We start from the raw sequence: 11177 nt of genomic DNA, 5'->3' as shown, positions 1-11177 counted from the left end.
GCCCCCGGGTTTTACCAGCGTTCCGGCCAAGCTACCGCCAATTCAGGGTGCCATGACGCGCTTGGCATTGTCCTTCCAGTAGGCCTTCTCGATCTTGCCCAGGTCGAACTCGCGCGCCGCCTCGTTGAAGGCCTTCTGCTGCGCCAGCCCCAGTTCGTTGCGTTTGAAGCAGATATGCACCGAGCGCTCCTTGAACATGCTGTCGATGCTGGCGATGTCGGCCGCCTCGCTGCGGCTGAAGCGGCGGCTGGCCAGCAGGTGCTGCAACACATGCTTTTCGATGACGATGGCGCCGACCCGCCGCTTGAGCAGCTTGCGCAGATTGGTCTCGTCGTTGACGCCCTCGTCCACCTCCAGCTCGCCGCGCTGGCGCAGGGCGTCGAACTGCTCGCCGTTCGCATAGCCGGCCACCGTGCCGATGCGCACCCCCTTCAGCCCGGCCAAGCCGGCCGCCGCCACCGGCGCCGACTTGGCGTAGGCCAGCACCGTCTGCGTGCTGCCGATCGACGAGGAGAAGTGGCACAGCTGCTCGCGTTCGGCGGTGCGCCAGACCGCCAGGAAGCCGGCGTAGCGGGGATTGTGCAGGCCGAACTCCATGGTCCGTTTCCACGGAAAATATTCGATCTGCAACTGGTAGCCGAGCCGCTCGTAGACCGCCTGCAGCAGCGCGCCGGACAGGCCGCCGGCCGGCAGATCGGGACCGATGAAGGGCGGCCAGTCCTCGGCGGCGAAACGGATCAGGCGCGCCGGCGCCACGCCGTCCGGATGGGCGGCGCGGACCGGCTGGACGGCGCACAGCGCCAACCCTAGCCCTAGCCCTAGCAGGCAGCCGCCAGCCAGCCGCAGCGGCAAGCGCAACGGCGCAACGGTGGGTATCCAGCGGGTGATTGACAGCATGATGGCGAGTGGCGAGTGGCGACGGAAGGGACTGCGACGCCACTATCGTCGCACAAAACAAATTGTTCGCAAAATTAATTATAGGAAATACTGCTTTCCCATCATCATCTTTCCCACTGGCCGCGCGCGCGACAAGGTTTTTCGGCCCGCGCCGCGCAGATATCGGATAATGACGCTTTCCCGTTTTTGAATCCGACCGTGGCCGCTCCAGATTCCCCCTCCCTCGCCGACCGCATCGAAGACCTGCTGCCGCAGACCCAGTGCACCAAGTGCGGCTACCAAGGCTGCCGCCCCTACGCCGAGGCGATCGCCGCCGGCGCCGCCCAGATCAACCAGTGCCCGCCGGGCGGCGCCGAGGGCGTGGCGCGCCTGGCCGGCCTGCTCGGCCGCCCGGTCATTCCAATCAATCCCGTCAACGGCCGCGAGCGGCCGCGCGCCGTCGCCCACATCGACGAATCCCTGTGCATCGGCTGCACGCTGTGCATCCAGGCCTGCCCGGTCGACGCCATCGTCGGCGCCGCCAAGCAGATGCACACCATCCTGCCGGAGCTGTGCACCGGCTGCGACCTGTGCGTGGTGCCCTGCCCGGTCGACTGCATCGTCATGTACCCGCTGACGCAGACCACCGGCTGGGACGCCTGGAGCCAGCCGCAAGCCGACGCCGCGCGCCAACGCCACGACCGCCGCGCCCTGCGCCTGCAACGCGACATCGCCGAGAACGACGCCCGCCTGGCCGCCAAGGCGGTGGCCAAGCTGCGCGCCGTCGACGACCTGGCGCCGGAAAATGCCGCCGAACAGGCCGAGAAGGAACGCAAGCGCGCCATCATCGCCGCCGCCATGGAGCGCGCCCGCCTGAAAGCCGAGGCCGCCAAGGCCGGGCCGGCCGACGCCGCCGCCGCCACGGACACCCCACCGCCCGCCGCGCCGCCCGCAGACAAGACCTCGCCCACATGAACAACGCCAAACGACTAGAAATGTTCACGCGCTTCCGCGCCGCCAATCCGCACCCCGTTACCGAGCTGGACTACACCACACCGTTCGAACTGCTGATCGCCGTGCTGCTGTCGGCCCAGGCCACCGACGTCGGCGTCAACAAGGCGACGCGCAAGCTGTATCCCGTGGCCAACACGCCGGCCAAGATCCTGGCGCTGGGGCTCGACGAGTTGATGGAGTACATCCGCACCATCGGCCTGTACAAGACCAAGGCCAAGAACGTCATCGCCACCTGCCAGATTTTATTGGCGCAGCACGGCGGCGAGGTGCCGCGCGACCGCGCGTCGCTGGAGGCGCTGCCCGGGGTCGGCCGCAAGACCGCCAACGTGGTGATGAACACCGCCTTCGGCGAGCCGACCATGGCGGTCGACACGCATATCTTCCGCGTCGCCAACCGCACCGGCCTGGCGCCGGGCAAGAATGTCGACATCGTCGAGCAGAAGCTGCTCAAGTTCGTGCCCAAGGAATTTTTGCACGACGCCCACCACTGGCTGATCCTGCACGGCCGCTACACCTGCATGGCGCGCAAGCCCTCGTGCTGGAACTGCATGGTGGCCGACTTGTGCGACTACCGCGGCAAGACGCCGGCGCCGGCCGACGCCTGAGGCGTCTCCGCCGCCCCCCCCCAAGGGCGCAAACCCGGGGTGGGGNNCCCCCCCCCCCCCGGCTCTCTGCCGTTGGGTGGTTTGCCAGCCGCCCGCGCCTTGCCCCTTACACCAACACCATGTTATCGCGGTGCACCAGCTCCGGTCCTTCGAGGAAGCCGAGGATGGCCTCGATCTCGGCCGAGGGCTTGCGCATGATGCGGCGCGCCTCGGCGCTGGTGTAGTTCGACATGCCGCGCGCCACCGCCCGGCCGTCCTCGGCGACGCAGGTGATGACGGCGCCACGGCCGAACTCGCCCTTGACGTCGACCACGCCGATCGGCAACAGCGACTTGCCCTCCAAGGTCAATTTTTGCACCGCGCCGGCGTCCAGCACCACCTGGCCGGCCGTGTGCAAATGGTCGGCCATCCACTGCTTGCGCGCCGTCAGGTGGCCGGTCTGCGCGCTCAGCTCGGTGCCGATCGCCTCGCCCCGGGCCAGGCGGGCCAGCACGTCGCTGTCGCGGCCCCAGGCGATGATGGTGTGGGCGCCCGACTTGGCGGCCCGCTTGGCCGCCAAAATCTTGGTCAACATGCCGCCCCGGCCGATGTCGCTGCCGGCGCCGCCGGCCATCGCCTCCAGCGCCGGATCGCCGGCGCGGCCCTGCTGGATCAGCTTGGCGTTCGGGTCCTTGCGCGGGTCGGCCGAATACAGGCCGTGCTGGTCGGTCAGGATGATCAACGCGTCGGCCTCGATCAGGTTGGCCACCAGCGCGCCCAGGGTGTCGTTGTCGCCGAACTTGATCTCGTCGGTGACCACGGTGTCGTTCTCGTTGATGATCGGCACCACGCCCAGGCGCAGCAGGGTGGTCAAGGTCGAGCGCGCGTTCAGGTAGCGTTCGCGGTCGGCCAGGTCGGCGTGGGTCAGCAACACCTGGGCCGTGCCCAGGCCGTGGGCGCGGAAGCTGGTCTCGTAGATCTGCGCCAGGCCCATCTGGCCGACGGCGGCGCAGGCCTGCAGTTCGTGGATGTCGGTCGGGCGCCGCTCGAAACCGAGGCGCAGCATGCCCTCGGCGATGGCGCCGGAGCTGACCAGCACCACCTGCTTGCCCAGCGCGCGCAGGCCGGCGATCTGCGCCGCCCAGCGGGCGATGGCGGCATGGTCGAGGCCGCGACCGTCGTTGGTGACCAGCGAGGAGCCGACCTTGATGATGATGCGGTTGGCTTTTTGTATGACGGAGTTCATGGTGCGGCGGTTCTCATCTGAAGGCTGACAAAGAAATCCCCTGGCGGCGCGCGTGGCGTGCACGACGGCGCCGGCCGGGACGGATCTGGTGCATCGCTGTGACATCGCCGGGAACGGGCTGGCCGTCCTGCCGCCACCGCGCCGGGTCCGTGGTAACGGCGCCGGCGCCACATTGATGACATAAACCGGTGGTAACCGTTCATATCGGGAAAAATGCGAAACGGCCGCACTAGTGCGGCCGGCGTTACACCCATTTTAACCAAGCCGGGCCGGCTTGTCAGCGCCGCGCGCGCGCCGTGTGGCGGGCGGCGCGGCGGCCGAATCCTTAGTCGATGATTTTGAAACGCGGATCGTCCGGATCGATCGAGGAAATGCCGCGCGCCTCTTCCGTCATCTGGGTTTCCTCGGCACGCTGTTCGCTGTGCTTTTTGGCTTCCAGGTGCAGATAGATGGCGTTGACCAGTTCCTGCGTGCCGCTGTGGTCCAGCGCCGAGATCTCGAACACGGGACCCTTCCAGGCGAAGCGCTTGATGAAGTCCTTGACCACCGACTTGCGGTCCGCCTCGGGCACCATGTCCATCTTGTTGAGCACCAACCAGCGCGGCTTTTCGACCAGCGACTCGTCGTACTTCTTCAATTCCTTGACCAGGGCCTTGGCTTCCTTGACCGGATCGACGTTGGTTTCGAACGGCGCCAGGTCGACGATGTGCAACAGCAGACCGGTGCGCTGCAAGTGGCGCAGGAATTGGTGGCCCAGGCCGGCGCCCTCGGAAGCGCCTTCGATCAAGCCGGGAATGTCGGCGATCACAAAGCTCTTCTCGTGCGAGACGCGGACCACGCCCAGGTTCGGGTGCAGGGTGGTGAACGGGTAGTCGGCGATCTTCGGCCGGGCGTTCGACACGGCCGAGATGAAGGTCGACTTGCCGGCGTTGGGCATGCCCAACAGACCGACGTCGGCCAGCACCTTCAGCTCCAGGCGCAGTTCGCGCCGTTCGCCTTCCTTGCCCTCGGATTTTTGACGCGGCGCACGGTTTGTCGACGATTTGAAGTGGATGTTGCCCCAACCGCCCTCGCCGCCCTTGGCCAGCAGCTCGATCTGGCCGTGTTCGGTCAGGTCGGCCATGATCTCGCCGGTCAGATGGTCGATGATCAAGGTGCCCACCGGCATGCGCATGTGGATGTCGTCCGCGCCCTTGCCGTAGCAGTCGGCGCCGCGACCTGGTTCGCCGTCCCGCCCCTTGTGCATCTTGGAGAAACGGAAGTCGACCAGGGTGTTGATGTTGCGGTCGGCCACGGCCCAGATGCTGCCGCCCTTGCCGCCATCGCCACCGTCCGGGCCGCCGAAAGGTCGAAACTTTTCACGGCAGAAGGAGGCGCAGCCATTGCCGCCGTCGCCGGCGATGACTTCAATTTTTGCTTCGTCGATAAACTTCATAATGTGCCGCCATAAAACTAAAAAGGCTCTACCTTGGGCAGAGCCTTTCGATTGAAGGCTTGCGCCTTACAGTGTGCGTTTTACGCTAAAGCGTAATTACGCTGGTACTACGGTCGCTGGTACGACGGTCACGAACTGGTGCGAACCCGCGCCCTTGACAACGAACTTGACCTTGCCCGCGATCAGTGCGAACAGGGTGTGGTCCTTGCCCATGCCAACGCCTTCGCCGGCGCGCACCGGGGTGCCGCGCTGACGAATGATGATGCCGCCGGCATTGATCGATTGACCGCCGTAGACTTTAACGCCCAGACGCTTTGACTCTGAGTCGCGGCCGTTTCGCGTTGTGCCGCCGCCTTTTTTGTGTGCCATTTATAGCTCCTTAACTAGCTGGTGTGTCGTGCAAACAGCGATTAGCCGTTGATCGAGACGATTTGGATTTCGGTGTAGTTCTGACGATGGCCTTGATGCTTCTGGTAGTGCTTACGACGACGCATCTTGAAAATCTTCACCTTATCGTGACGACCGTGTGCCACAACAGTAACCAGTACCTTTGCACCTTCGACCAATGGAGCACCAAACTTGATGGTGTCGCCCGCGCCAACGGCGAGGACCTGATCGATGGTGATTTCGGAACCAATGTCTGCCGGTATCTGTTCTACTTTAAGTTTTTCGCCAGCGACAACTTTGTATTGTTTGCCACCGGTTTTTATGACCGCGTACATGATTTGAAACCTCATCAAATGTTAGAAAAGTTCGTCCCACGGGTTTGCTCACAAACCTGCATGTGTTGCTAGACCGAAACGGGAGAACCTGTGATTATACATGGCATGACTATTTGCGTCAAAAACTATTCACAAATGGGATTTGCCGTGGTATGTCGGCAACTTTGGCGCCGGCGCCGGCGCGGCGGCATGGTCGAGTCGACATCGAAGTTGTCGCCTATGGCAGGCAAACGCCACTGATAAGCGGGGCATGACGTATAATCGCGGCACCCAATAGTCTATAGCAGGTTCGCCTTGTCTGCCGCCACCCAAAACGCCACCCAAAACAACATCGCCCACACGATCGCCGCCGACATGGATGCGGTCAACCAGGTGATCCGTCGCAGCCTGCACTCCGAGGTCAGCCTCGTCAACCAGATTGCCGAGTACATCATCAGCGCCGGCGGCAAGCGCATCCGGCCCGTGCTGGTATTGCTGGTCGCCAACGCCTATTCCTACAAGGGAACGGCGCACCACGAACTGGCGTCGGTGGTGGAGTTCATCCACACCGCCACCCTGCTGCACGACGACGTCGTCGACGAATCCTCGCTGCGCCGTGGCCGCGCCACCGCCAACGCCCTGTTCGGCAACGCCGCCTCGGTGCTGGTCGGCGACTTCCTCTACTCGCGCGCCTTCCAGATGATGGTCGGGCTGAACAATATGCGGGTGATGCAAATCCTGTCGGACGCCACCAACGTCATCGCCGAAGGCGAAGTGTTGCAGCTGCTGAACATGCACGACCCCGACGTCAGCCAGGAACGCTACCTGCAGGTGATCCGCTCGAAGACGGCCAAGCTGTTCGAGGCCGCCGCCGAGCTCGGCGCGCTGATCGCCGGCGCCGACGACGCACAGATCGAAGCGGCCGGCGAATACGGCCGCTCGCTGGGCACCGCCTTCCAGCTGATCGACGACGTGCTCGACTATGCCGGCGACGCCGCCGAGATCGGCAAGAACGTCGGCGACGACCTGCGCGAAGGCAAGCCGACCTTGCCGCTGATCTACCTGATGGAAAACGGCACGGCCGAACAGCGCGAGCTGGTGCGCGGCTGCATCGAGCAGGGTGACGAGCAACACTTCGACACCATCCTCGCCGCCATCACCACCAGCGGCGCGCTCGACTACACCCGCCGCCAGGCCGAAACGGCCGCCCGCCGCGCCGCCGAAGCGATCAGCGACCTGCCCGACAGCATCTACAAGGAAGCGCTGCTGCAATTGGCCACCTTCGCCGTCGACCGCACCCACTAAGCGGGCACGGGCCACGGCGCCGGGCGCCAACGCGACAGGGCGACGCCAACGGCGCCGCCCTTTTTTATTCCACCGCCGGTCAATGATAGACTCGGCGCTTTACACCCTCCCCACCACCGATGCACACCCTCGAACAGCTACGCTCCGGACAACTGGCCGGCATCCGGCGCCTGCAACTGTCCTGCGCGCTGACAGAATTTCCCCGCGAGATTTTCGACCTGGCCGACACGCTGGAAATCCTCGACCTGTCCGGCAACGCCCTGTCCGCGCTGCCGGACGACCTGCCGCGCCTGGCCAAGCTGCGCATCATCTTCTGTTCCGACAACCAGTTCACCGAACTGCCCGCCGTGCTGGGCGCCTGCGCCGAACTGAGCATGATCGGCTTCAAAGCCAACCGCATCCACAAGGTGCCGGCCGAGTCGCTGCCGGCCAAGCTGCGCTGGCTGGTGCTGACCGACAACCGGATTGACGAGTTGCCGGCGACCATCGGCCGCTGCGGCCAGTTGCAAAAGCTGATGTTGGCCGGCAACCAGCTGCACGCCCTGCCGGCCGAGCTGGCCGCCTGCACGCGGCTCGAACTGCTGCGCATCGCCGCCAACCGCCTGAGCGAACTGCCGGCCTGGCTGCTGGCGCTGCCGCGCCTGACCTGGCTGGCGTATGCCGGCAATCCCTTCGCCGCGACCAATATGCCCGGCGCACCGACCCGCGCCATCGCCTGGAGGCAATTGCAGATGCAACACAAACTGGGCGAAGGCGCCTCCGGCGTCATCCACCAGGCGCGGCACGGCGTCGGGCGGACCGTCGCCGTCAAATTGTTCAAAGGCGAAGTGACCAGCGACGGCCTGCCCGGCGCCGAGATGGCCGCCTGCATCGCCGCCGGCAAGCACCCCAATCTGATTCCCGTGCTGGGCCAGCTGAGCGAGCACCCCGGCAACACCCAGGGGCTGGTGATGCAGCTGATCGACCCCGGCTTCGGCAACCTGGCCGGCCCGCCCAGCCTGGACAGCTGCACCCGCGACATCTACCCGGACGGCAAGCGCTTCGACCTGGCCGCCAAGCTCGGCATTGCCCACGGCATCGCCTCGGCCGTGCATCACCTGCACCAGCGCGGCATCCTGCACGGCGACCTTTACGGCCACAACATCCTGCACTGCGAGCAGGGCCGCAGCCTGCTCGGCGACTTCGGCGCCGCCTCCTTCTTCGACACCGACGGCGTCCACGCCGGCGCGCTGCAGCGGCTCGAATCGCGCGCCTTCGGTTGCCTGCTGGAAGAGCTGATCGCGCGCACCGACGCGCCCGCCTCGGACCAGCCCGCGCTGGCGCAACTGAGCCGGCTCAGCGCCGACTGCCTGCACGCGGTCGGCACACAGCGGCCGCTGTTTGGCGAGATCGAACAGCGCCTGTCCGACTTGAAACAGGCGCATCCGTTTAAGGCGGGAGTTTAAGGCAGGATTTCGCGCACCAGATCGGCCGGACGACAAAGGCGCACGCCCTTGTCCGTCACCACGAAGGGCCGTTCGATCAGGATGGGATGGGCCGTCATCGTATCGATCAAGGCATCGTCCGACAGCGCCGCATCGGCCAGGCCCAGTTCCGCATACAGATCGCCCTTGTTGCGCATGGCGGCGCGCGGCGTCAGGCCGGCCTTGGCGATCATCCGCACCAGCTCGGCGCGCGTCGGCGGGCTCTTCACATAGTCGACGATGGACGGCTCGATGCCCGCCTCGCGGATCATGGCCAGGGTGTTGCGCGAGGTGCCGCAGGCGGTGTTGTGGTAGATGGTGACGGTCATGCTGGGTTTCCTTGGGCTGGAGCCGCGCCGGCGCGCGGCAAACTGGCCGAGACCATAATGGAAGCGGACTGAAAACACAAGACTTGATGCGGCCGTGGCGGGCGGCGCCACACGCATGCCAATGTGATTGAAAAGACCACAAAAATCTGGTTTAATTATTCTCTAGTCGGGGTGTGGCTCAGCCTGGTAGAGCGCTGCGTTCGGGACGCAGAGGCCGGAGGTTCGAATCCTCTCACCCCGACCAGCCCCCCCCCCCCCCTCTCGATCAAGGAACATCCCCAAGCGCACCTAAGCTTCCCGCTCATGGTGACAGGGAACAGCCGGGCACGGGTCGTCGCGCTTTCTCAGTTCAGGCTCTCCATCAAAGCCACCATCTACCGCAAAGATCAACTGGACAAGGTCGAAAAGACCTTGCAGAACTTGCCAACCTCGCCCGAGTGGGCATTGCGGGTACATGAACAACGGCAGATTGCGCAGATCATAACGACTCAAAGCATGTCCCGACACTCACGCTGGCCGGCCTGGATGCGGCCATCTCCACTCAACTCATCGCGGCGCGCCAGCGCTGCTCATTGCCGGATTGGTAAGGCATGGTTCCAGAGGTAATTTGTATTTACGCCACTTATGGCAAGAACCGAACTTGAGATCGATCAATCGTGGGATTATCGCGAATGCGCCCCTTGTGCGGCGCATCAATTTCACGATGATAGGCATTGGCACTGCCTTCATTCCTATGCATTACACCGTAGGAGTTACTATGAAATTACCTTCTTCCCTCTCCCTCATCGCCCTGGCCCTCGCCGCCTGCTCGACGGCACAGGCCAGCACCGCACTGCCTGCGCTGGGGGCGAACCCCGGCGCGACCTCGGTCTCCGGCCTGTCCGCCGGCGCATTCATGGCCGTGCAATATCAAGTCGCCTATTCCGCTTCCGTGGCGGGGGCCGGGATCGTCGCCGGCGGCCCCTACTACTGCGCGGCGGGCCTGCTGTACACCAGTGTCGCCAGCTGCATGGGTATCCAGCCCTCCCTGCCACTGTTTCCGGGCTGGATGGTGATGGCCGCGCAAAACTTCGCCGTCTACGGCAACATCGACCCGCTGGCGAATCTGAAAAAGAAACGCATCTACGTCTTCAGCGGCACCAAGGACACGGTGGTGTATCAGCCGGCGGTGAATGCCACGGTGGCCTTCTTCAAAGGTGTTGGCGTGCCGGCGGAAAATTTGCGCTACGTGAAAACCATGCCGTCCGGCCACGCCCTGCTGACGCCGGCGGCCGCCAACAGCTGCGCCGTGAACGAGACGCCGTATGTCAGCAAGTGCACCGTCAAGGAACTGAGCTATGACCAACCCGGGGAAATGCTGGCGCATATTTACGGCAAGCTCAACCCGCCGGCCAAGGTGCGCAGCGGCCAGTTGTTGACCTTCAACCAGCGCGAATTCGCCGACGCCTCGACCAACATGGCCAGCGACGCCTTCGCCTATGTCCCGGCCAGCTGCGGCAACGGCACCGCCCATTGCAAGGTGCACGTGGCCTTCCATGGCTGTCTGCAGTCGGAGAAGTATGTCCAGGATGATTTCTACGGCAAGAGCAGCTATAACGACTGGGCCGACAGCAACAACATCATCATGCTGTATCCCCAGGTGAACGACTCGCAGCCGCTGAATCCGAATGGTTGCTGGGACTGGATAGGCTACACCGGTCCCAGTTATGCCTTCAAGCTCGGGCCACAGATGAAAGCCATCCACTCGATGATAGAACGTCTCACCGCCGCGCCACCGGCCGCAGTCGCGTCGGCACATTGAGGCGGCCGCCTGAACGGGCAGACTCCATCACGCGGTCGTGTCGACGACACTGCCCACCGTGGCGTCATTCGATTTCGATTTCGGTTTGTCGGCGGCGGAAGTCGCGCTGCCGGCGGCCGGCTCCTGCTGCCGCTTGGCAGTGGCGGCCAACTCCTGCTGCTGCTTGAGCTGGTCCAATGCGGCCTTCTGCGCATCGAGCGATAGCAATTGCTGGATCTGCGTTTGCACCGCCTGTATCTGCACCTGCAACAGCTTCAGCCGCTCTTTCGCGCCGGGGGTCGTATCCTTGGACACGTCGCGCAGTTTCGTCATCAGCTCCCCCATTTTCTTTATTGATTAGCGCTGATCTTCATCTTCGCCGAACTGTCCGGCCCGCCAATGGTCCAACCTGGTGTGGCACGACGCTGCGGATACCAACGGGGG

The 11177-nt window shown here is 64.5% G+C and carries 12 protein-coding genes and 1 tRNA gene; 6 read left to right on the top strand and 7 right to left on the bottom strand.

The features are described from left to right. Window positions 1–42: 42 nt before the first annotated feature. Window positions 43–897 (bottom strand): substrate-binding periplasmic protein, encoded by an 855-nt coding sequence (locus H7U20_RS05595; protein ID WP_199518623.1) that lies wholly within the window; start codon window positions 895–897, stop codon window positions 43–45. 198 nt (window positions 898–1095) lie between these two features. On the opposite strand from H7U20_RS05595, the gene rsxB reads away from it, so the two are divergent. Continuing rightward, complete coding sequence (gene rsxB / locus H7U20_RS05590; RefSeq protein WP_370593088.1) at window positions 1096–1851, top strand: electron transport complex subunit RsxB; 756 nt, start codon at window positions 1096–1098, stop codon at window positions 1849–1851. Further along, complete coding sequence (gene nth / locus H7U20_RS05585; protein WP_199518622.1) at window positions 1848–2495, top strand: endonuclease III; 648 nt, start codon at window positions 1848–1850, stop codon at window positions 2493–2495. Before rsxB ends, nth begins: the two co-directional genes overlap by 4 nt. Before the next feature lie 106 nt (window positions 2496–2601). Here the strand turns inward: nth and proB are convergent, their stop codons facing one another. The 4 genes from proB to rplU form a co-directional block, all read right to left on the bottom strand. Then, window positions 2602–3720, bottom strand: coding sequence for a glutamate 5-kinase (gene proB, locus H7U20_RS05580; protein ID WP_199518621.1), 1119 nt, complete (start codon window positions 3718–3720; stop codon window positions 2602–2604). A 325-nt stretch (window positions 3721–4045) separates the two neighbouring features. Next, entirely contained in the window at window positions 4046–5155 is a 1110-nt protein-coding gene (gene obgE / locus H7U20_RS05575; protein WP_199518620.1) for a GTPase ObgE, read from the bottom strand. A gap of 96 nt (window positions 5156–5251) precedes the next feature. Continuing rightward, window positions 5252–5524 (bottom strand): 50S ribosomal protein L27, encoded by a 273-nt coding sequence (gene rpmA, locus H7U20_RS05570; protein ID WP_093387645.1) that lies wholly within the window; start codon window positions 5522–5524, stop codon window positions 5252–5254. Window positions 5525–5565: 41 nt separating this feature from the next. Beyond that, window positions 5566–5877 (bottom strand): 50S ribosomal protein L21, encoded by a 312-nt coding sequence (gene rplU, locus H7U20_RS05565; protein ID WP_093387741.1) that lies wholly within the window; start codon window positions 5875–5877, stop codon window positions 5566–5568. A 294-nt stretch (window positions 5878–6171) separates the two neighbouring features. On the opposite strand from rplU, the gene ispB reads away from it, so the two are divergent. Together ispB and H7U20_RS05555 are read left to right on the top strand one after the other, a co-directional pair. After that, window positions 6172–7161: an octaprenyl diphosphate synthase gene (ispB, locus tag H7U20_RS05560; protein WP_199518619.1), complete on the top strand. Its 990-nt coding sequence runs from the start codon at window positions 6172–6174 to the stop codon at window positions 7159–7161. 119 nt (window positions 7162–7280) lie between these two features. Further along, on the top strand, window positions 7281–8606 hold the full coding sequence (locus H7U20_RS05555) for a leucine-rich repeat-containing protein kinase family protein (RefSeq protein ID WP_199518618.1): 1326 nt from the start codon (window positions 7281–7283) through the stop codon (window positions 8604–8606). Here the strand turns inward: H7U20_RS05555 and arsC are convergent. Continuing rightward, window positions 8603–8953 (bottom strand): arsenate reductase (glutaredoxin), encoded by a 351-nt coding sequence (gene arsC, locus H7U20_RS05550; RefSeq protein WP_199518617.1) that lies wholly within the window; start codon window positions 8951–8953, stop codon window positions 8603–8605. The genes H7U20_RS05555 and arsC overlap by 4 nt on opposite strands. Window positions 8954–9120: 167 nt before the next feature. On the opposite strand from arsC, the gene H7U20_RS05545 reads away from it, so the two are divergent. Continuing rightward, a tRNA-Pro gene (locus H7U20_RS05545) sits at window positions 9121–9197 on the top strand. A gap of 513 nt (window positions 9198–9710) precedes the next feature. After that, complete coding sequence (locus H7U20_RS05540; protein WP_199518616.1) at window positions 9711–10754, top strand: extracellular catalytic domain type 2 short-chain-length polyhydroxyalkanoate depolymerase; 1044 nt, start codon at window positions 9711–9713, stop codon at window positions 10752–10754. Window positions 10755–10781: 27 nt separating this feature from the next. Here the strand turns inward: H7U20_RS05540 and H7U20_RS05535 are convergent, their stop codons facing one another. Continuing rightward, on the bottom strand, window positions 10782–11066 hold the full coding sequence (locus H7U20_RS05535; protein ID WP_199518615.1) for a hypothetical protein: 285 nt from the start codon (window positions 11064–11066) through the stop codon (window positions 10782–10784). Between the last annotated feature and the right edge of the window lie 111 nt (window positions 11067–11177).

Source organism: Rugamonas violacea (genome assembly GCF_016461825.1).
GTDB lineage: Bacteria > Pseudomonadota > Gammaproteobacteria > Burkholderiales > Burkholderiaceae_D > Rugamonas.
The sequence above is the reverse complement of the archived record's forward strand: the minus strand, read 5'-3'. Positions and strand labels throughout refer to the sequence as shown.

Coding starts and splice junctions, on each gene's coding strand:
- obgE (WP_199518620.1), bottom strand. CDS start 5,155: ATGAAGTTTATCGACGAAGCAAAAATTGAAGTCATCGCCGGCGACGGC.
- proB (WP_199518621.1), bottom strand. CDS start 3,720: ATGAACTCCGTCATACAAAAAGCCAACCGCATCATCATCAAGGTCGGC.
- rpmA (WP_093387645.1), bottom strand. CDS start 5,524: ATGGCACACAAAAAAGGCGGCGGCACAACGCGAAACGGCCGCGACTCA.
- rplU (WP_093387741.1), bottom strand. CDS start 5,877: ATGTACGCGGTCATAAAAACCGGTGGCAAACAATACAAAGTTGTCGCT.
- nth (WP_199518622.1), top strand. CDS start 1,848: ATGAACAACGCCAAACGACTAGAAATGTTCACGCGCTTCCGCGCCGCC.
- H7U20_RS05535 (WP_199518615.1), bottom strand. CDS start 11,066: ATGACGAAACTGCGCGACGTGTCCAAGGATACGACCCCCGGCGCGAAA.
- H7U20_RS05595 (WP_199518623.1), bottom strand. CDS start 897: ATGCTGTCAATCACCCGCTGGATACCCACCGTTGCGCCGTTGCGCTTG.
- H7U20_RS05555 (WP_199518618.1), top strand. CDS start 7,281: ATGCACACCCTCGAACAGCTACGCTCCGGACAACTGGCCGGCATCCGG.
- arsC (WP_199518617.1), bottom strand. CDS start 8,953: ATGACCGTCACCATCTACCACAACACCGCCTGCGGCACCTCGCGCAAC.
- H7U20_RS05540 (WP_199518616.1), top strand. CDS start 9,711: ATGAAATTACCTTCTTCCCTCTCCCTCATCGCCCTGGCCCTCGCCGCC.